The sequence below is a fragment of the Burkholderia sp. TSV86 genome, assembly GCF_001522865.1.
In the GTDB taxonomy this organism is placed as follows: Bacteria; Pseudomonadota; Gammaproteobacteria; order Burkholderiales; family Burkholderiaceae; genus Burkholderia.
The window spans coordinates 15,422-35,183 of record NZ_LOWB01000069.1; the positions used below are offsets into that span (position 1 = coordinate 15,422).

The 19,762-nt window shown below is 63.4% G+C and carries 16 protein-coding genes; 2 read left to right on the forward strand and 14 right to left on the reverse strand.

What is annotated here, in order from left to right; genetic code table 11:
* The first annotated feature begins 150 nt into the window (after positions 1–150).
* Positions 151–2,214, forward strand: a complete 2,064-nt coding sequence (gene ppk1, locus WS68_RS09385) for a polyphosphate kinase 1 (RefSeq protein ID WP_059570531.1) — start codon at positions 151–153, stop codon at positions 2,212–2,214.
* Between the two features lie 232 nt (positions 2,215–2,446).
* On the opposite strand, the gene phoR is transcribed toward ppk1, so the two are convergent.
* The 11 genes from phoR to WS68_RS09440 all read right to left on the reverse strand — a co-directional run bounded on the left by phoR (position 2,447) and on the right by WS68_RS09440 (position 14,518).
* A complete protein-coding gene (phoR, locus tag WS68_RS09390) occupies positions 2,447–3,757 on the reverse strand; it encodes a phosphate regulon sensor histidine kinase PhoR (protein ID WP_059570532.1) in 1,311 nt (436 codons plus the stop codon).
* Positions 3,758–3,827: 70 nt separating this feature from the next.
* Positions 3,828–4,529 carry a phosphate regulon transcriptional regulator PhoB gene (gene phoB, locus WS68_RS09395; RefSeq protein ID WP_059570533.1) on the reverse strand — a complete coding sequence of 234 codons (702 nt, stop codon included), beginning with the start codon at positions 4,527–4,529 and terminating at the stop codon, positions 3,828–3,830.
* Positions 4,530–4,556: 27 nt separating this feature from the next.
* Complete coding sequence (phoU, locus tag WS68_RS09400; protein WP_059570534.1) at positions 4,557–5,261, reverse strand: phosphate signaling complex protein PhoU; 705 nt, start codon at positions 5,259–5,261, stop codon at positions 4,557–4,559.
* 21 nt (positions 5,262–5,282) lie between these two features.
* A complete protein-coding gene (gene pstB / locus WS68_RS09405) occupies positions 5,283–6,131 on the reverse strand; it encodes a phosphate ABC transporter ATP-binding protein PstB (RefSeq protein ID WP_059570535.1) in 849 nt (282 codons plus the stop codon).
* Between the two features lie 15 nt (positions 6,132–6,146).
* The gene (gene pstA, locus WS68_RS09410) at positions 6,147–7,040 is read right to left on the reverse strand and encodes a phosphate ABC transporter permease PstA (protein ID WP_059570536.1); all 894 of its coding nucleotides are present in this window, start codon (positions 7,038–7,040) and stop codon (positions 6,147–6,149) included.
* On the reverse strand, positions 7,037–8,023 hold the full coding sequence (gene pstC / locus WS68_RS09415) for a phosphate ABC transporter permease PstC (protein WP_059570537.1): 987 nt from the start codon (positions 8,021–8,023) through the stop codon (positions 7,037–7,039). Before pstC ends, pstA begins: the two co-directional genes overlap by 4 nt.
* Before the next feature lie 112 nt (positions 8,024–8,135).
* Entirely contained in the window at positions 8,136–9,167 is a 1,032-nt protein-coding gene (gene pstS, locus WS68_RS09420) for a phosphate ABC transporter substrate-binding protein PstS (RefSeq protein WP_059570538.1), read from the reverse strand.
* Positions 9,168–9,425: 258 nt separating this feature from the next.
* The gene (glmM, locus tag WS68_RS09425; RefSeq protein WP_059570539.1) at positions 9,426–10,784 is read right to left on the reverse strand and encodes a phosphoglucosamine mutase; all 1,359 of its coding nucleotides are present in this window, start codon (positions 10,782–10,784) and stop codon (positions 9,426–9,428) included.
* A 25-nt stretch (positions 10,785–10,809) separates the two neighbouring features.
* Positions 10,810–11,616 (reverse strand): dihydropteroate synthase, encoded by an 807-nt coding sequence (gene folP, locus WS68_RS09430; protein WP_442857156.1) that lies wholly within the window; start codon positions 11,614–11,616, stop codon positions 10,810–10,812.
* Positions 11,617–11,799: 183 nt separating this feature from the next.
* Entirely contained in the window at positions 11,800–13,689 is a 1,890-nt protein-coding gene (ftsH, locus tag WS68_RS09435; protein ID WP_059570540.1) for an ATP-dependent zinc metalloprotease FtsH, read from the reverse strand.
* Positions 13,690–13,855: 166 nt separating this feature from the next.
* A complete protein-coding gene (locus WS68_RS09440) occupies positions 13,856–14,518 on the reverse strand; it encodes an RlmE family RNA methyltransferase (protein ID WP_059513848.1) in 663 nt (220 codons plus the stop codon).
* Between the two features lie 204 nt (positions 14,519–14,722).
* Here WS68_RS09440 and WS68_RS09445 point away from each other — a divergent pair, with 204 nt between their 5' ends.
* The gene (locus WS68_RS09445) at positions 14,723–15,274 is read left to right on the forward strand and encodes a YhbY family RNA-binding protein (RefSeq protein ID WP_059570541.1); all 552 of its coding nucleotides are present in this window, start codon (positions 14,723–14,725) and stop codon (positions 15,272–15,274) included.
* Between the two features lie 131 nt (positions 15,275–15,405).
* Here the strand turns inward: WS68_RS09445 and WS68_RS09450 are convergent, their stop codons facing one another.
* The 3 genes from WS68_RS09450 to carB all read right to left on the reverse strand — a co-directional run bounded on the left by WS68_RS09450 (position 15,406) and on the right by carB (position 19,757).
* Entirely contained in the window at positions 15,406–15,909 is a 504-nt protein-coding gene (locus WS68_RS09450; protein ID WP_059570542.1) for a DUF4149 domain-containing protein, read from the reverse strand.
* A complete protein-coding gene (gene greA, locus WS68_RS09455) occupies positions 15,909–16,385 on the reverse strand; it encodes a transcription elongation factor GreA (protein ID WP_038749766.1) in 477 nt (158 codons plus the stop codon). Before greA ends, WS68_RS09450 begins: the two co-directional genes overlap by 1 nt.
* A 117-nt stretch (positions 16,386–16,502) precedes the next feature.
* Complete coding sequence (gene carB / locus WS68_RS09460; protein ID WP_059570543.1) at positions 16,503–19,757, reverse strand: carbamoyl-phosphate synthase large subunit; 3,255 nt, start codon at positions 19,755–19,757, stop codon at positions 16,503–16,505.
* Positions 19,758–19,762: the final 5 nt, after the last annotated feature.

The window sequence follows — 19,762 nt, forward strand, 5'->3', positions numbered from 1 at the left end:
CATTCTATCCGGCCGCCGGTTTTATGAAATCCTCGGTTTCCAGCGTATTATTTAGCGATCAACATCAAATTGTCATCAAGACGTCATCGCACCGTGAGACTTTCCGAGCGACCTTTCGAGTCTGCGCCCGACTTTTCAAATTCTGTGCCGATGTCCGTCCGCCACCCGCTTCTCAATCGCGAACTTGGTATCTTGGGTTTCAACGAGCGCGTGCTCGCCCAAGCTGCCGATCCGCATGTCCCTCTGCTCGAACGCCTGCGTTTCATCTGCATCACGAGCAGCAATCTCGATGAATTCTTCGAAGTCCGGATGGCCGGACTGCTTGAGCAGATGCGCGACAATCCCGGCGCGCTGTCGCCGGACGGCATGTCGCTGCAGCACGTGTACGACCTCGTCGTCGAACGCGCGCAACGGCTCGTGCACCGGCAGTACGCGATGCTGCACGAAACGATCCTGCCCGCGCTCGAACAAGAAGGCATTCATTTCCTCGGTCCCGAAACGTGGAACGATGCGCAGCTCGAATGGGCGCGCAATTGCTTCGTCGACGAGCTGCTGCCGGTCCTTACGCCAATCGGCCTCGATCCCGCCCACCCGTTCCCGCGCGTGCTGAACAAGAGCCTGAACTTCGTGATAGAACTCGAAGGTCGTGACGCGTTCGGCCGCCAAGCGGTAATGGGTATCGTGCAGGCGCCGCGCGCATTGCCGCGCCTCGTGCGCATGCCGCAAGAGCTATCGGGCGTCCAGCACGGCTTCGTGCTGCTCAGCTCGCTGATGCAGCACTTCGTCGGCGAACTGTTCCCGAAGCTCGCCGTCAAGAGCTGCAATCAGTTCCGGATTACCCGCAACAGCGAACTCTTCGTCGACGAGGACGAAATCACCAATCTGCGCGTCGCGCTGCAAGGCGAATTGCCCGCGCGGCATCTGGGCAACGCGGTGCGTCTCGAGGTATCGGCCGACACGCCGCAGCATCTCGTGCGACGCCTGCTCGACGAAAGCGGGCTGTCGGACCGGGACTGCTATCGCGTCAACGGCCCTGTCAATCTGGTGCGGCTGATGCCGCTGCCGGAACTCGTCGATCTGCCGGAACTGAAGTTCGTGCCGTTCACACCGTCGACTCCCGCCGCGATCACGAACGCGCCATCGATGTTCGATGCGATCGACCACGGCGACATCCTGCTGCATCATCCTTACGAGAGCTTTCAGCCGGTGCTCGAACTACTGCAGCAAGCGGCGCAGGATCCGAACGTCGTTGCAATCAAACAGACGATTTACCGGACCGGCACCGATTCGCCGCTGATGGACGCGCTGATGGAAGCCGCGCGCAACGGCAAGGAAGTGACGGTCGTGGTCGAGTTGCTCGCGCGCTTTGACGAAGAGACGAACATCAATTGGGCCGCGCGGCTCGAATCGGTCGGCGCGCATGTCGTGTACGGCGTGGTCGGCCACAAATGCCATGCGAAGATGATGCTGATCGTGCGGCGCGTGACGCGCAACGGCAAGACGGTGCTGCGCCGCTACGTGCATCTCGGCACGGGCAACTATCATCCGCGCACCGCCCGCCTTTATACCGATTTCGGGCTGATGACGGCCGAGCCCGCGCTCTGCGAGGATGTGCATCACGTGTTCCAGCAGCTGACCGGCATCGGCGGCGAGCTGACGATGCATCAGATGTGGCAATCGCCATTCACGCTGCACCCGAAGCTTGTCGAGCATATCCGCGCGGAAGCGGCAAACGCGCGCGCCGGCAAGCGGGCGCGGATCGTCGCGAAGATGAACGCGCTCCTCGAGCCGACCGTGATCGCCGAGCTTTACGAAGCGTCGCAGGCGGGCGTGAAGGTGGATCTGATCGTGCGCGGCGTATGCGCGCTGCAACCGGGGGTGCCGGGGCTGTCGGAAAACATCACGGTGCGCTCGATCGTCGGGCGCTTTCTCGAACATCACCGGATCTACTACTTTCATGCGGACGGCGACGAACTCGTCTACCTGTCGAGCGCCGACTGGATGGATCGCAACCTGTTTCGCCGCGTCGAAGTCGCGTTTCCGGTGTATGAACGCAAGCTCAAGCGCCGCGTGATCGCCGAAGGACTGTCGGTGTTTCTCGGCGACAATCAGTCCGCGTGGCTCATGCAAAGCGACGGTCACTACCGCCGCCGCCGCACGGGCAAAACGCAGCGCAGCGCCCAGCTCGGGCTGCTCGCGAAATTCTGCGGGTAAGCAAGCGCCAACGAGCGGCGGCGGGCAACGCGTGCATGCGGCGCGTTGCCGATGGCTTGCCCAGCGGGCGGTTCGCCGTCTCGGCTGGCGGCGGGCTGACTGCGTATCGTCGAACCATCGCAACGCAGTAGCCTATGCGCCGCCGATACGGCCCGCGGCGCCCGGTTGGCCCGCCGCTGCACGCCGCGAAGCGCGACGCGGGCAACGAAGCGCCGCCGCGCGCACGGCCCGATTATGCCGCGTGCCGCCGGCCAACCGTCCGATGTGCGGGAAACCGCGCGCTAAATGTGCTGCCACGCCCTTCCTCGCTCTGAATCAGCAACTGCGCATCGTGGCGTTGCAGCACGTGCTTGCAGATCGCGAGCCCGAGCCCCGTGCCGCCCGTGTCGCGCGAGCGGCTGCGGTCGACGCGATAAAAGCGCTCGGTCAACCGCGGCAGATCGGCAGCCGGAATCCCAAGCCCGCTGTCCGTCACCGAAAATACAGCCTGCGCGCCGTCGCGCCGCCATTCGACACGTATCTTCCCGCCTTCCGGCGTATAGCGCACCGCGTTCGTCACCAGATTGCCGAGCGCGCTGAAAATTTCGGTTTGCGAGCCCGTGACGGTCAGCGTCTCGTCGATGTTGAACATAATGTCGTGATGCCCGTTCGACAACGTCTGCGCATCGTCCTTCAGGTGATCGAGCACGGCTTGCATATCGACCGCGCGATCGGCAGGCGGGTTGGTCTCGCCTTCGAGCTTCGCGAGCACGAGCAGATCGGTGACGATCGAGCGCATCCGCGACGCCTGCTGCTCCATCAGTTCGAGATAGCGGGCGCGCTCTTCGTCGGCTAGCGGCAATTCGCGCAACGTTTCGAGAAAACCCGACAGCACGGTGAGCGGCGTCTTCAGCTCGTGCGACACGTTCGCGACAAAATCACGCCGCATCGCGTCGGTCCGCTCGAGTTCGGTGATGTCCTGCGTGAGCAGCAGCTTGCGGTTCTCGCCATACGGAAACACCTGCACCGCGAGCACGTTCTGCCGGCTGCCGCCCATCGCGCGCATCACGAGCGTCTCATCGTAGCGCTGGCCGTTCAAATAGCGGACGAAGTCCGGATGACGAACCAGATGCGTGATGTGCTGGCGCAGATCGCGCTTCGTGTCGAGCCCGAAGTGCACTTCCGCGATCGCGTTGCACCATTCGATCTGGTCGTGATCGTCGAGCATCACGACACCGTTCGGCGACGCCTGGATCGCCTGGATGAAACGCGAGTGCTGCTGCTCGACTTGGCGCACCTGCGCATGCCATTGTTTCGCGAGCTTGTGCAGCCGATAGTAGATTTCGCCCCAGATGCCGGGCGCGCTCGGCACTTCGCCGTAGACGGGTGCATCGAGCAGCCGCCATAAGCGCTGCGTATGGAACGTGCTGAAGAAGCCTTGCACGACAAGCATCACGAGCATGAACGCGAGGGCCGCCCCGACGCCGGCAAAGATGGCGATCAGCACACCGACGAGCGCAAGCAAAACGAGCGACACTAGAAAGCGCGCCCAAATGATATTCATGATCGTCGCCCGACGAAGAAAAATAAAACATGCGCGCGGCGCGACGCGCCACGCAGATGCCACGCGGTCATTACGCGTGTTTCGCGAGGCGGTAGCCGCTGCCGCGTACGGTTTCGATCATAGCATCGCAGCCGGCGGGCTTGAGCGCGGCGCGCAATCGTTTGATGTGCACGTCGACCGTGCGCTCCTCGACGAACACGTGATCGCCCCACACCTGATCGAGCAATTGCGTGCGGCTATGCACGCGCTCCGGATGCGTCATGAAGAAATGCAGCAGACGGAATTCCGTGGGGCCGAGATCGAGCTTGATCTCGCTGCCGCCAGCCTGCGCCGCGACGCGATGGGTCGCCGGGTCGAGCCGCAACCCGTTGATCGACACCACATCCTCGGTCAATTGCGGCGCGCGCCGGCGCAACACCGCCTTGATCCGCGCCATCAGCTCCTTCGGCGAAAACGGCTTGGTCACATAATCGTCCGCGCCGATCTCGAGGCCGAGCACCTTGTCCTGCTCGTCGCCGCGCGCCGTCAGCATGATGATCGGAATGTGCTTGGTCCGTTCGTTGTTGCGCAGATCGCGCGCGAACGCGATGCCGGATTTGCCCGGCAGCATCCAATCGAGCAAAATCAGATCGGGCAGCACGTCGCTGATCAGGCTTTGCGCCTGCTCCGCGTTGTAAGCGCGAATCGGGCAATGCCCTGCGTGCTGAAGATTCACCGAAATCAGTTCGGAAATCGCGGGTTCATCTTCGATGACAAGAATGTTGCTGGGCATCGGCACCTCGGTCCTTCAAACGACAGGTTAACTATTGGCTTCGCGATCGAGCGTGTCGCGCGGCTGGTGGCGCACGTCAGTACCCTTCACGATGTAGATAATGAATTCGGCGATGTTCTTCGCGTGGTCGCCGATGCGCTCGATCGCCTTCGCGATCGACAGATAATCGAGGCCGACCGAGATCGTGCGCGGGTCCTCCTGCATGTACGACACGAGCTTACGCACGAACGCGCGGAATTCCTGGTCGATCTCCTTGTCGTCCTTGACGATCTGCACGGCGGCGACCGCATCCAGACGCGCGAACGCGTCGAGCGCGCGGCGCAGGATCGTCACGGCCATCTCGCCCGACACCTTGATCTCGGCGATATTCACCGCCCGCGCGGCGGGCTCGTCGACGAGACGGCGCACGCGCTTGGCGATCTTCTCGGCCTCGTCGCCCGCGCGCTCCAGATTGGTGATCGTCTTCGAGATCGACATCAGAAGACGCAGATCGCGTGCGGCCGGCTGCCGGCGCGCGATGATGTTGCCGCATTCCTCGTCGATTTCGACTTCCATGTGATTCAGGCGATCCTCCGCCGCGATCACGCGCTCGGCCGACGCACGATCGAACTCGTTGAGCGCACGCATCGCCTCGGTGATCTGCACCTCGACGAGGCCCCCCATTTCTAGCACCTTCGACGACACCGCGTTCAAATCGGCATCGAACTGGCTCGACAAATGCTTATCCGACATATTTTTCTCCTCGCCCCCGCATCAGCCGAAGCGGCCCGTGATGTAATCTTCGGTTTCCTTGCGCGTCGGCTTGATAAAGATCTTTTCCGTCTCGCCGAATTCGATCAGCTCGCCGAGATACATGTACGCGGTATAGTCCGAGCAGCGCGCCGCCTGCTGCATGTTGTGCGTGACGATGACGACCGTGTAGTCGCTCTTGAGTTCGGCGATCAGCTCCTCGATGCGGCCCGTCGAGATCGGATCGAGCGCCGAGCACGGCTCGTCGAGCAGCAGCACCTCGGGCCGGATCGCGATCCCGCGCGCGATGCAAAGACGCTGCTGCTGGCCGCCCGACAGCCCGTAGCCGCTCTGATTCAGCTTGTCCTTGACTTCGCTCCAGAGCGCCGCTTTGGTCAGCGCCCACTCGACACGATCGTCCATCTCCGAGCGCGTGAGTTTTTCGAACATCTTCACGCCGAACGCAATGTTGTCGTAGATCGACATCGGGAACGGCGTCGGCTTCTGAAACACCATGCCGATGCGTGCGCGCAGCAGCGAAATGTCGAGCTTGGATTGCAACAGGTTCTCGCCGTCCATCACGATCTCGCCTTCGGCCCGCTGCTCCGGGTAAAGCGCATACATCTTGTTGAACGTGCGCAAGAGCGTCGACTTGCCGCAGCCCGACGGACCGATGAATGCGGTCACTTTGCCTTCGGGAATCTGCAGGTTGATGTTCTTCAGCGCGTGGAACTTGTTGTAGAAGAAATTCAGGTTCTTGACTTCGATCTTCGGCGTCGACGGCGCGAGCGGACGCTGTCCTGTCGCGGCGCCCGTGCCGGCTGGCTGCGCCGCGCGAAGAGAAGAATCGAGGTGGCTTTCTGCCATGTTCATCGGATTGCTCCGCCGTTACTTTTTCGAAAAGACCGAACGCGCGAGGATGTTGAGCCCCAACACACCCAGCGTAATCAGGAACACACCGGCCCACGCGAGCGATTGCCATTCGGCGAACGGGCTCATCGCGAACTTGAAGATCGTGACGGGCAGATTCGCGACCGGCTGATTCATATCGACCGAAAAGAATTGATTGGACAGCGACGTGAAGAGCAGCGGCGCGGTTTCGCCGGCGATCCGCGCGACCGCGAGCAGCACGCCGGTGACGATGCCGCCCACCGACGCGCGCAGCGTGATCTTCAGGATCATCCGCCACTTCGGCGTGCCAAGCGCGAACGCCGCTTCGCGCAACGCGTTCGGCACGAGCTTGAGCATGTTCTCGGTCGTGCGGATCACGATCGGAATCTGCAACAGCGCGAGCGCGACGACGCCCGCCCAACCGCTGAAATGCCCCGCCTTCGCGACGACGAGCGCGTAGACGAACAAACCGACGACGATCGAAGGCGCGGACAGCAGGATGTCATTGATGAAGCGCATCACGCTCGCGAGCCAGCTCTTCTGGCCGTACTCGGCAAGATAGACGCCCGCCAGAATGCCAACCGGCGTGCCGACGAGCGTCGCAAGCGCAACCAGCAGCAAGCTGCCGACGATCGCGTTCGCCAGGCCGCCGCCCGCGGTGTTCGGCGGCGGCGTCGACTCGGTGAAGAGCGACAGCGACAGGCCGCCAATGCCGAGATGCAGTGTCGTGTAGAGAATCCAGACGAGCCACAGCAGGCCGAACGCCATCGCGGCAAGCGACGCGGTGAGCGCGACCACGTTGGTCGCCTTGCGGCGGCGCTGCAGACGCGCGCGCATCGCGTCGAGCGCCGCGCCGCTCGGGCCGGGCATGTTGAGAAGCGGCGAACTCATTTGCCCCCCTCCGAGCGCTCGAGGCGCAGCAGCATCAGCTTCGAGATCGCGAGCACGATGAACGTGATCACGAACAGGATCAGGCCGAGTTCCATCAGCGCGGACGTATGCAGGCCCGGCGCGGCTTCGGCGAACTCGTTCGCGAGCGCCGACGTGATGCTGTTGCCCGGCGAATACAACGATACGTTGTCGAGCAGGTTCGTGTTGCCGATCACGAAGGTCACGGCCATCGTCTCGCCAAGCGCGCGGCCAAGGCCGAGCATCACGCCGCCGATCACGCCCGTCTTCGTATAGGGCAGCACGATCTTCCACATCACTTCCCACGTGGTGCAGCCGATGCCATACGCGGACTCTTTAAGCAGCACGGGCGTCACCTCGAACACGTCGCGCATCACCGACGCGATGTACGGAATGATCATGATCGCCAGAATGACGCCAGCCGACAGAATGCCGATACCGATCGGCGGGCCCTGGAACAACGCGCCGATCACCGGAATCGGTCCCAGCAGCGCCGCAACCGGCTTCTGGAAATACGTCGCGAAAATCGGCGCGAACACGAGCAGCCCCCACATCCCGTAGACGATCGACGGAATCGCGGCGAGCAGCTCGATCGCGATGCCGAGCGGCCGGCGCAGCCAAACGGGCGCAAGCTCGGTGAGAAAGAGCGCGATGCCGAAGCTCACGGGCACCGCGATGACGAGCGCGACGATCGACGTGACGAGGGTCCCGTAGATCGGCACGAGCGCGCCATAGCTGTCGGAATTGGGGTCCCATTCCGATTGCCACAGGAACGAGAAACCGAATTTTTCAATGGTCGGCATCGATGCGATGATGAGCGACACGATGATGCCGCCGAGCAGCAGCAAGGTCACGATCGCCGCGATCCGCGTCAGGCCGCCGAACACGATGTCGCCGAACGGGCTCGGCGCGCGTTGCTGCGGCTGGCCGCCGGATCGGGACGACGCAAGAGGAAAGTCAGACATGGGAGCCTGTTTTTCAAAGACGGGCGGCACTAACCGCCCGCCGGCACTGCACACGCCGCCGCCGATCAATCAACCGGCCGGGCGACAAACCGCTTGGAACGCTGCCGTCAGCTTACTCGGCAAGGGTCTTGCCCGATGCGTCCGTCACCTTTTCCTTCCACTGCTTGCGGATTTCCGTCTCGACCGACGCCGGCAGCGTAATGTAGTCGAGATCGTCGGCCGCCTTCGCGCCGTTTTTGAACGCCCAGTCGAAGAACTTGAGCGTCGAGGCGCCCTGCTCCGGCTTTTCCTGCTTCGCGTGCAGCAGCACGAACGTCGCGCCGACAACCGGCCACGCTTCCTTGCCCGGCTGGTTCGTCAGGATTTGGTAAAACGACTTCGACCAGTTCGCGCCGGCCGCGGCCGCCTTGAACGTCTCGGTCTTCGGCTCGACGACGTTGCCCGACGAATTCTTCAAGGCAGTGTAGACCAGGCGATTCTTCTTCGCGTAAGCCCATTCGACATAGCCAATCGCGCCCGGCAGACGCTGGACGAACGCCGCCACGCCGTCGTTGCCCTTGCCGCCCGTGCCAGTCGGCCAGTTGACGGTCGTGCCCTCGCCGACCTTCGACTTCCACTCTTCGTTGACCTTCGACAGATAGTTCGTCCAGATGAAGCTCGTGCCCGAACCATCCGCGCGGCGCACCACCGCGATGTCGGTGTCCGGCAGCTTGACCTTCGGGTTCAGCGACGCGACCGCCGGGTCATTCCATTTCTTGATCTTGCCGAGATAGATATCGCCGAGAACCGCGCCCGACAGCGTAATCTCACCCGCCTTCACGCCCGGCACGTTGATGACCGGCACGACACCGCCCACCACCGTCGGGAACTGGAACAGGCCTTCCTTCGCGAGTTCGTCGTCTTTCAGCGGCGCATCCGAGCCGGCGAAATCGACCGTCTTCGCAACGATCTGCTTCAAGCCGCCCGACGATCCGATACCCTGATAGTTGACCTTCGCGCCGCCCGACTGCTGATAGTCGGCCGCCCATTTCGTGTAAATCGGCATGGCGAAAGTGCTGCCCGCGCCGGTGATGTCGGCAGCGTGCGCGGCGACCGCGAAAAGCGCGCCGGCCAAGCCTGCGAACGCGGTATGCATCAATTTCATGAGACCTCCAGTGTGTGAGCGGATGACTACGGCACCGCGAAGATTAGGGGCTCTACATGACAGTCATGTGACAATCGATGAACCTAGCGTGACAGTAACATGACCGATTGAAAGGCAAACTTGCCGTGCGTCTGGACCGCCAGCGCGCTTAATTCCTCTGCGCGTCGCGCGTAGGAAAAAATTCACACAAATATGAAAAAGCCGACGCGGGGCAATTGGGTCCCCAAGCGTCGGCCGCCGGCTCGCGTATCGCCGTGCCTATGCAGTCGCCTGCTTGACCGCGTCGGCAATCGCTTGCGCGTAATGATCGGCATCCGCCGCCTGCTTCGCCTCGACCATCACCCGCAATACCGGTTCTGTCCCCGATGCACGAATCAGCACGCGGCCGCTATCCGCGAGCGATGTCTCGGCGTTTGCGATCGCACGCCGGATTGAGTCGCTCGCCTGCCAGTTCGCGTCTGGCTTCATCCGCACGTTGATCAGTTTCTGCGGAAACAGACTGACGCCATCGAGCATCTGCGCAAGCGTCTTGCCGCTGCGCTTCATCGCCGCCAGCACGAGAAGCGCCGATACGATCCCGTCTCCCGTCGAATGCCGATCGAGTGACAGAATGTGACCGGAGCCTTCCGCGCCAAGCTGCCAGCCGCGCTCATGCAGTTGCTCGAGCACATAACGATCGCCGACCGGCGCCCGCACGAACTGCACGCCGGCCGCTTTCAGCGCGACTTCGACGGCCAGATTCGTCATCAACGTGCCCACCGCCCCCTCGACTCGACCGTTCGTTGCGATTCTGTCTTTAACCAGCACGTACAGCAGTTCGTCGCCGTTGTACAGCCGGCCGGCCCGGTCGACGACGAGCAACCGGTCTGCGTCGCCATCGAGCGCGATGCCCAGATCCGCATGATTCGCCCGGACCGAGCGCATCAGCGCGTCGGGCGCGGTCGCACCGACGCCATCGTTGATATTGAAGCCGTTCGGCGCGACACCGACCGGGATCACGTCGGCGCCGAGCTCGTGAAACACGTGCGGCGCGATTTGATATGCGGCGCCGTTCGCGCAATCGACGACGAGTTTCATCCCGTGCAGATCGAACTCCGCGGGAAACGTGCTCTTGCAAAACTCGATGTAGCGGCCCGCCGCGTCGTCAAGACGGCGCGCCTTGCCAAGCCCGTCCGACGGCGCGCAGTCGAGCGGCTTGTCGAGCCATGCTTCGATTTCCTCCTCCGTCTCGTCCGGCAGCTTGTTACCGCTGGCGGAGAAGAATTTGATGCCGTTGTCGTGATACGGATTGTGCGACGCGCTTATCACGACGCCCGCCGACAGGCGCAGCGCGCGGGTCAAATACGCGACGCCCGGCGTCGGCATCGGCCCGGCCAGCATCACGTCAACGCCTGCCGCCGAGAAGCCCGCTTCGAGCGCGGCCTCGAGCATGTAGCCGGACACCCGCGTGTCCTTGCCGATCAGCACGGTCGGACGCGCGCCCGACGCGGCGCGTCCCGGCGCGCTCGCCAGCACCTTGCCCGCCGCGTAACCAAGCCGCAACACGAAATCGGGCGTGATCGGCGCCGCGCCGACTTCGCCGCGAATGCCGTCCGTACCGAAATAACGACGTCCCATGTAGAACCTTCCTCCTCGTTTCGACTTATTCGCGCCGCGCGGCATCGCGCATGGCGCCCCATATCTTGAGCGCATCGACGCTCGGCGCGACGTCGTGCACGCGCACGATCGCGGCGCCCCGCTCGGCTGCGCAAACCGCCGCGGCCACGCTCGCCGCCACGCGCTCGCCGGCAGGCCGGCCAACGAGCGCGCCCAACATCGATTTGCGCGACATGCCGGCAAGCACCGGGTACGCGCCGCCGCCGGGCCGCGCGGGCGCCGTATCGCGCAGATGCGCAAGCAGCGCGTAATTGTGTTCTATCACCGCCTTGCCAAAGCCGAACCCCGGATCGACGCTGATGCGCCGAGGGTCAACCCCCGCCTGCACGAGCGTATCGGCACGCTCGGCGAGAAACGACCGCACGTCCGAGACGACATCGCGATACGCGGGCTCGTGCAATTGCATCGTCTGCGGCTCGCCCAGCATGTGCATCACGCATAGGCCGCACGCACTATCGCGCACCGCGTCGATCGCGCCCGGCTGACGCAGCCCCCAGATGTCGTTGATCAGATCCGCGCCGGCTGCGAGCGCCGCGCGCATCACCGCCGGCTTGTACGTGTCGATCGACAGTGGCACGCCGAGCCCATGCAATGCTTCGACGAGCGGAATCACGCGTTCGAGTTCCTCGTCCAGCGGCACGGGCGGCGCACCCGGGCGCGTCGATTCGCCGCCGATATCGAGAAGATCCGCACCTTCGGCAAGCATTCGCTGCGCTTGCGCGAGCGCGGCGTGACGGTCGATATAGCGGCCGCCGTCGGAGAACGAATCGGGGGTCACATTGAGAATCCCCATCACGAGGGGCCGCTCGAAAGTCAATGTGAAACGGCCACACTGCAATGGTTCAGGAATTGAATAGACGGGAGTTGGGCTGGACACGAAGAATGGCGCGGGATCGAGCGCGACGAAACCGTCGCGCGAATGCAAAACGGGCCGGTGTGACAGCCACACCAGCCCGTGGACGAAAACCGGAACCGCTTATGCCGGTGCGGTGGCGTTGCCCGGCTTGACCTCTGCGCCGGACGAACCACCCGACGACGGATCGCTTGCCGACGGCGGCACGCTCTTCGGCGAGCGCGGCGGACGCCCCTCCATGATGTCGTCGATTTGATCGGCGTCGATCGTCTCCCACTCCATCAGCGCGGCCGTCATCGCCTCGACCTTGTCGCGGTTTTCCTCCAGCAGCCGACGCGCCAGACTGTACTGTTCATCGAGCACGCGGCGGATTTCAGCGTCGACCTTCTGCTGCGTCGCCTCCGAAATCGTCCGCGTGAAGCCGCGGCCGAACGGACCGCTGTCATTCTCGTCGTCGACGTAGACCATCGGCCCGAGCGCGTCCGTCATCCCAAAGCGCGCGACCATCGCGCGCGCGGTCTGCGTCGCCTTGTTGAAGTCGTCCGACGCGCCCGTGCTGACGAGATTCAGGAACAGTTCCTCGGCCACCCGGCCGCCGAACAGAATCGCGAGGCGATCGAGTAGATAATCCTTCGAATACGTCTCGTTGTCGTGCTCCGGCAACTGCCAAGTGACGCCGAGCGCACGGCCGCGCGGAATGATCGTGACCTTGTGGACCGGATCAGCCTTCGGCAACAGCTTCGCGATCACCGCATGGCCCGATTCGTGGTACGCGGTCGCGCGCTTCGCCTCTTCGCGAATCACCGCCGACTTGCGCTCAGGCCCCATGAAAATCTTGTCCTTCGCATCCTCGAAATCCTGCATTTCGACGATCCGCTTGCCGCGGCGTGCGGCAAAGAGCGCCGCCTCATTGACGAGGTTCGCGAGATCGGCCCCCGAGAAGCCAGGCGTGCCGCGCGCAATCACTGCCGCATCGACGTCGTTCGCGATCGGCACCTTGCGCAGATGCACGCGCATGATCTGCTCGCGGCCGCGGATATCCGGCAGGCCGACATAGACTTGGCGGTCGAAACGGCCCGGGCGCAGCAACGCCTTGTCGAGCACGTCGGAGCGGTTCGTCGCGGCGATCACGATCACCCCCGAATTCGCCTCGAAACCATCCATCTCGACGAGCATCTGGTTGAGCGTCTGCTCGCGCTCGTCATTGCCGCCGCCCATGCCGGCGCCGCGATGACGGCCGACCGCATCGATTTCGTCGATGAACACGATGCATGGCGCATGCTTCTTCGCCTGCTCGAACATGTCGCGCACACGGGCCGCGCCGACGCCGACGAACATTTCGACGAAGTCCGAACCCGAGATGCTGAAGAACGGCACCTTCGCTTCGCCGGCGATCGCGCGGGCGAGCAGCGTCTTGCCGGTGCCCGGCGGGCCGACGAGCAGCACGCCGCGCGGAATGCGGCCGCCAAGCTTCTGGAATTTCTGCGGATCGCGCAGGAAGTCGACGAGTTCGGAGACTTCCTCCTTCGCTTCGTCGCAACCGGCGACGTCGGAGAAATTCACCGCGTTGTTGTTCTCGTCGATCAGCCGCGCGCGTGATTTGCCGAACGAGAATGCGCCCCCCTTACCGCCGCCTTGCATTTGCCTCATCATGTAGAACCAGAACACGATGATGAGCAGCGTCGGGCCGAGATAGTAGAGCGCGGAGACGAGCGCGTTCGGCTCGTCGTCGGCCTTGCCGCTGACCTGCACGCCATACTTCATCAGATCGCCAACCATCCAGATGTCGCCCGGCGATACGATCTGATACTTCTGACCATCTGCGGGAGTGACGGTGAGGTTGCGCCCCTGCACGACGACGTTCTTGATCTTGCCGTTCTTCGCGTCATCCATGAACTGCGAATAGGAGACGCCTTCCTGGACGCGGGGCTTATCGAACTGCTTGAACACCGTAAACAGCACCAGTGCGATCACGAGCCACACTGCCGCCTTCGAAAACATATTGTTGTTCAAAGCACCACTCCTTCACTCATAGACGAGCGCCTACATTTGCCTTGCGGCGCTCCTCAGGCATTCTAATCCAGTCCGCAACCCGTCGCCATAAGGATTCGCTACCCCGCCGATAGGCGCGGGGCGCGACCGGCAAGGCCGAGGCTGAAACCAACATGCATTGCCACCTTCAACGGGAATGCTTTAGATGCCGACCCAAAATAAACGTTTCGGACGATTTGTCGCGCGACGCTTTTGGCTTGCGCGGCGCCACCGTTTTGAACTGATGCTTGAATTTCTCGACAATCTGGCTATAGCCGCTGCCGTGAAAGCATTTCACTAAAAGGGCTCCATCCGGCTTCAAATGTTGCTGCGCGAATTCGAGCGCCAGATCACAAACATGCTCGATGCGCGCGGCATCCGCAACCGCAACGCCGGACAGGTTGGGGGCCATGTCCGAAATTACAAGGTCCACCGGACTTCCGGCGAGGACTTCCTCCAATTGGCGCAACACATCGTCCTCGCGGAAATCGCCCTGAATGAAATGGACGTCGGCGATCGGCTCCATCGGCAGCATGTCGAGCGCGATAATCGTGCCGTCGATGCCGCCCTCGCGCACCGCATCGCGTCGCTTGCCCTGCGCGAGCTTGTTGCGCGCGTACTGGCTCCAGCTCCCCGGCGCCGCGCCCAGATCGACGATCACCTGCCCGGGGCGAATCAACTTGTCCTGCTCGTCGATCTCCTTGAGCTTGTACGCCGCGCGCGCGCGATAGCCTTCCCGCTGCGCCATTTTGACGTACGGATCGTTGATATGGTCATGCAACCAGGATTGGTTAAAGCGATTCTTTGCCATGCGAATGAGAGATTGCTGCCGATTGCTTCGTGAAGCCGCACTTTTGGCGGATAATGCGGGGTTTATTGGCGCGGCTTTCGGTCCCAACAGGCCCAAGCCGCGATTTTACGTGGTTTCGGCGCTCCGCCGCAGAAAAGCCCGGCCGCTTGGCAGCTCTTCTCCGCGCGCCGCACGCCGTCAATTTGATTCGAATCCGTCATTCCGATGCCAGCTCTTTCGCTTTCCCCCGCCGAGCGCTCCGCCCTGCGTTCCCAAGCCCACGCGCTCAAGCCCGTCGTCCTGATCGGCGCCGAAGGGCTGACCGAGGCCGTGCTCACCGAGATCCGCGTCCACCTCGCCGCCCACCAGCTCATCAAGATCCGCGTGTTCGGCGACGAACGCGACGAACGCATCGCGATCTACGATGAAATCTGCGACCGCCTGAACGCCGCGCCAATCCAGCATATCGGCAAGCTGCTCGTCATCTGGCGCCCCGAACAGGCCGAAGCCGCGCCGGCGCGCGGCCGCCGTGGCCTGCCGAGCGCCCGCGAAGCCGCAAGCGCGGCCGGAGCGGACAGCGAAGACCGGGCGTCGAAGGGGCGCGCGCCACGCGTCGTCAAGGTGGTCAAGCAATCGCCGAACGCGCCCGCGGTGCGCCGCCCGAAACCGCAAAAAGTACGCGTGCTCGGCAACGAGCGCGTGACGGCGGGCGGTAATGTCAAGCGCGCGAAAAAACGTCAGTCGAGCGCGAAACGCCAACACCAAAACGAAAAGTAATCGCGAAAAACCGCCGCCCGGATCGCCCCGATGCGGCCCACCGCGCCGCATCGGGCCTGCGGCACTCACGCATGAGGTATTCGACGTGCTTGTCGTGGCTCGCTCTCGGCACCCTCGCCAGAGTTTTGGGATCAGCGCTGCGGCGCGCGGCCGAATGACGCGGCTTCGTCCCGCCCCGGCAATCGCCAGATCAACGCGAGGCCGAGCAGGCTCTCGATCAGATAAAACGCGCTCGATACGCCGTGCAGTATCGCAAAGCGCGTCGCATACGCCGAATGGCCGACGTCCGTACCCGCTTCGAGCGCGGCGACACGCAGCGCGTTCATGAACGGCTGCAATGCGAAATAGCCGGCGAGCACACAGCCGAGCATCGCGGCAAGCAGCCAGCGAAGCGAACGGTAACCATCATGACCGCGCCACACCAGCAGGTTCGACAAGCCGATCAGCAACACGCCGCACACCACGCCCAGCGTGGCCTCGATACCGAACAACCGCGCGGCGACCGAGCCTGCCGTCGTCCGTTCGAGCGTCGCAAACAGCACGGGCGCGACCGCATAGCCGATCGTCAGCAGGCTGCCGACCCAGATCGTCGCCAGCAGGCGAAAAAAGCGATGCGGCGCCGCGGAACCGGCCATCAGATATACAGCACCGAGATGATTTCGTATTCACGCACGCCGCTCGGCGCCTGAACCGCGGCGACATCGCCTTCGGACTTGCCGATCAACGCCCGCGCGATCGGCGAGCTGACCGAAATCAGGCCGTGATCGAGATCGGCTTCGTCGTCGCCGACGATCTGATACTTGACCGTGTTGCCGGACTCGAGATCCTCGAGTTCGACCGTTGCCGCGAATACCACGCGGCCATCGGCATCCAGCGCGGTCGGATCGATGATTTGCGCGGCCGACAGCTTCGATTCGATTTCAGCGATGCGGCCCTCGATAAAGCCCTGTTTTTCCTTCGCGGCGTCGTATTCGGCGTTTTCGGACAAGTCACCCTGCGCACGCGCCTCGGCGATCGCGTTGATCACAGCCGGCCGCTCGACCGACTTCAGGCGCTGTAATTCATCGCGCAGTTGATCTGCGCCACGCTTCGTCAACGGAATGGTGCTCATAAACGACTCAATAGCTAAAACGGCTATAAAAAAAATCACCGCGATTAAGCGCATTTCCGAAACACCGGAAACACCGCTCAACCGCGGCACGTGTTGCTTCGACAGGTAACTGGAGGCTTAGTTTAGGCGAGCATGCAGGCCTTGTAAATCATAGACTTCCAAGTTCTTCAGGTAGCGCAACCCTTCGACTGCCGCGCGCGCACCGGACATGGTCGTGTAATACGTGACCTTTTGTGCCTGCGCGCTCATTCGGATCGAGCGCGAATCGGCGATCGCCGCGCGCGTCTCGTCGACCGTCGTGAACACGAGCGCGATCTCGCCGTTCTTGATCATGTCGACGATGTGCGGGCGGCCGTCCTTCACCTTGTTGACCACCTTCACCGGCACGCCGGCCGCCTCGATCGCGGCAGCCGTGCCCTTCGTCGCAACGAGCGGATAGCCGAGATCGTGCAGCATGCGCGCCACCTCGACCGCCTTCGGCTTGTCGGCATCCATCACGGTCAACAGCACCGTGCCCGACTCCGGCAGGCGCGATCCCGCCGCGAGCTGCGACTTGAAGAGCGCCTCGCCGAACGTCTGGCCAACGCCCATCACCTCGCCCGTCGAGCGCATCTCCGGCCCGAGCACCGGATCGACGGTCGGGAACTTGATGAACGGGAACACCGCCTCCTTCACGCTGAAGTACGGCGGCTCGATTTCCTTCGTCACGCCCTGCTGCGCGAGCGTCTGGCCGACCATCGCCCGCGCGGCGATCTTCGCGAGCGGCAGGCTCGTCGCCTTCGACACGTACGGCACCGTGCGCGACGCGCGCGGGTTCACTTCGAGCACGTAGATGATGTCCTGTTTCGAGCCGTCCTGCTGCGGCACCTGCTGAATCGCGAACTGCACGTTCATCAGGCCGACCACGTTCAGCGCCTTGGCCATCGCGGCCGTCTGGCGCTTGAGTTCAGCAACGGTTTGCGCCGACAACGAGTAAGGCGGCAGCGAGCACGCCGAATCGCCCGAGTGAACGCCGGCCTGCTCGATGTGCTCCATCACGCCGCCGATGAACACGGCCTCGCCGTCGCAAATGCAGTCGACGTCGCACTCGATCGCGTCGTTCAAAAAGCGGTCGAGCAGCACCGGCGAATCGTTCGACACCTTCACCGCCTCGCGCATGTAGCGCTCGAGGTCGCGCGGCTCATGGACGATCTCCATCGCGCGGCCGCCCAGCACGTACGACGGACGCACGACGAGCGGATAGCCGATCTCGGCGGCCAGCGCGAGCGCTTCGCCTTCGGCGCGCGCGGTGCGGTTCGGCGGCTGGCGCAGGCCCAGATCCTGCAGCAGCTTCTGGAAGCGTTCGCGGTCCTCGGCCGCATCGATCATGTCCGGCGACGTGCCGACGATCGGCACGCCGTGCTCGCCGAGATCGAGCGCGAGCTTCAGCGGCGTCTGGCCGCCGTACTGGACGATCACACCGGCCGGCTTTTCCTTGTCGACGATCTCGAGCACGTCCTCGAGCGTCAATGGTTCGAAATACAGACGATCGGACGTGTCGTAGTCGGTCGACACCGTCTCCGGATTACAGTTGACCATGATGGTCTCGTAACCGTCCTCGCGCATCGCGAGCGCCGCGTGCACGCAGCAGTAGTCGAACTCGATGCCCTGCCCGATCCGGTTCGGGCCGCCGCCCAGCACCATGATCTTCTTGTTCGCCGTTGGCTGCGCCTCGCACTCTTCGTCATACGTCGAATACATGTAGGCGGTTTTCGTCGCGAATTCCGCCGCGCATGTATCGACGCGCTTGTAGACCGGGCGCACGTTCAGCTCGAGGCGGCGCGCGCGCACGTCGGCAGGCGTCGCGCCGAGCAGCTTCGCGAGACGGCGGTCGGAAAAGCCGCTTTGCTTCAGATAGCGCAGCTCGTCTTTGGTCAGGCTCGCGAGCGTGCGGCCGGCGATCGCCTTTTCCTTCAACACGATCTGCTCGATCTGCGCGAGGAACCACGGATCGATCGCGGTTTCCTCGAAGATCTGCTCGCGCGACATGCCCGCGCGGAACGCGTCGCCGACATACCAGATCCGATCCGGGCCCGGCTCGCCGATCTCGCGCACGATCTCGTCGCGATCCGTGGTCTTCTCGTCGAGACCATCGACGCCGACTTCGAGGCCGCGCAGCGCCTTCTGGAACGACTCCTGGAACGTGCGGCCGATCGCCATCACCTCGCCGACGGACTTCATCTGCGTGGTCAGCCGCGAATCGGCCTCGCGGAATTTCTCGAACGCGAAACGCGGAATCTTCGTGACCACGTAGTCGATCGTCGGCTCGAACGATGCGGGCGTCTGGCCGCCCGTGATTTCGTTTCTCAGCTCGTCGAGCGTGTAGCCGACCGCGAGCTTCGCGGCGACCTTCGCGATCGGAAAGCCGGTGGCCTTCGATGCGAGCGCCGACGAGCGCGATACGCGCGGATTCATCTCGATCACGACCATCCGGCCATCGCGCGGGTTGATCGCGAACTGCACGTTCGAGCCGCCGGTGTCGACACCGATCTCGCGCAGCACCGCGAGCGACGCGTTGCGCAGGATCTGGTATTCCTTGTCGGTGAGCGTCTGCGCCGGGGCGACCGTGATCGAATCGCCGGTATGCACGCCCATCGGATCGAGGTTTTCGATCGAGCAGACGATGATGCAGTTGTCGGCGTGGTCGCGCACGACCTCCATCTCGTACTCCTTCCAGCCGAGCAGCGATTCCTCGATCAGCAACTCACGCGTCGGCGACAGGTCGAGGCCGCGCTTGCAGATTTCCTCGAACTCCTCACGGTTGTACGCAATACCGCCGCCCGAGCCGCCCAGCGTGAACGAGGGCCGGATCACCACCGGATAGCCGCTGCCGCCCGTCGCGGCCGTGATTTCCGCGTGGACTTTCGACGCTTCCTCCATCGAATGCGCGATGCCCGACTTCGCGGAACCCAGGCCGATCTTCGTCATCGCGTCCTTGAACTTCTGGCGATCCTCGGCCTTGTCGATCGCGGCGGGCGACGCGCCGATCAGCGCGACGCCGAATTTCTCGAGCACGCCATGGTGATGCAGATCGAGCGCGCAATTGAGCGCGGTCTGACCGCCCATGGTCGGCAGGATCGCATCCGGGCGCTCTTTTTCGATGATGCGCGCGACGACTTCCCACGTGATCGGCTCGATGTAGGTGACATCGGCCGTATTCGGATCGGTCATGATCGTCGCCGGGTTGCTGTTGACGAGAACGACCTTGTAGCCTTCCTCACGCAATGCCTTGCATGCCTGCGCGCCCGAGTAGTCGAACTCGCACGCCTGGCCGATGATGATCGGGCCGGCGCCGATGATGAGGATGCTGTTGATGTCTGTGCGTTTTGGCATGGCTT

Bases quoted from the DNA above. Each gene is read 5' to 3' on its own strand.
- ppk1 (WP_059570531.1), top strand. From the start codon at position 151: ATGTCCGTCCGCCACCCGCTTCTCAATCGCGAACTTGGTATCTTGGGT.
- phoR (WP_059570532.1), bottom strand. From the start codon at position 3,757: ATGAATATCATTTGGGCGCGCTTTCTAGTGTCGCTCGTTTTGCTTGCG.
- phoB (WP_059570533.1), bottom strand. From the start codon at position 4,529: ATGCCCAGCAACATTCTTGTCATCGAAGATGAACCCGCGATTTCCGAA.
- phoU (WP_059570534.1), bottom strand. From the start codon at position 5,261: ATGTCGGATAAGCATTTGTCGAGCCAGTTCGATGCCGATTTGAACGCG.
- pstB (WP_059570535.1), bottom strand. From the start codon at position 6,131: ATGAACATGGCAGAAAGCCACCTCGATTCTTCTCTTCGCGCGGCGCAG.
- pstA (WP_059570536.1), bottom strand. From the start codon at position 7,040: ATGAGTTCGCCGCTTCTCAACATGCCCGGCCCGAGCGGCGCGGCGCTC.
- pstC (WP_059570537.1), bottom strand. From the start codon at position 8,023: ATGTCTGACTTTCCTCTTGCGTCGTCCCGATCCGGCGGCCAGCCGCAG.
- pstS (WP_059570538.1), bottom strand. From the start codon at position 9,167: ATGAAATTGATGCATACCGCGTTCGCAGGCTTGGCCGGCGCGCTTTTC.
- glmM (WP_059570539.1), bottom strand. From the start codon at position 10,784: ATGGGACGTCGTTATTTCGGTACGGACGGCATTCGCGGCGAAGTCGGC.
- folP (WP_442857156.1), bottom strand. From the start codon at position 11,616: ATGGGGATTCTCAATGTGACCCCCGATTCGTTCTCCGACGGCGGCCGC.
- WS68_RS09440 (WP_059513848.1), bottom strand. From the start codon at position 14,518: ATGGCAAAGAATCGCTTTAACCAATCCTGGTTGCATGACCATATCAAC.
- WS68_RS09445 (WP_059570541.1), top strand. From the start codon at position 14,723: ATGCCAGCTCTTTCGCTTTCCCCCGCCGAGCGCTCCGCCCTGCGTTCC.
- WS68_RS09450 (WP_059570542.1), bottom strand. From the start codon at position 15,909: ATGGCCGGTTCCGCGGCGCCGCATCGCTTTTTTCGCCTGCTGGCGACG.
- greA (WP_038749766.1), bottom strand. From the start codon at position 16,385: ATGAGCACCATTCCGTTGACGAAGCGTGGCGCAGATCAACTGCGCGAT.
- carB (WP_059570543.1), bottom strand. From the start codon at position 19,757: ATGCCAAAACGCACAGACATCAACAGCATCCTCATCATCGGCGCCGGC.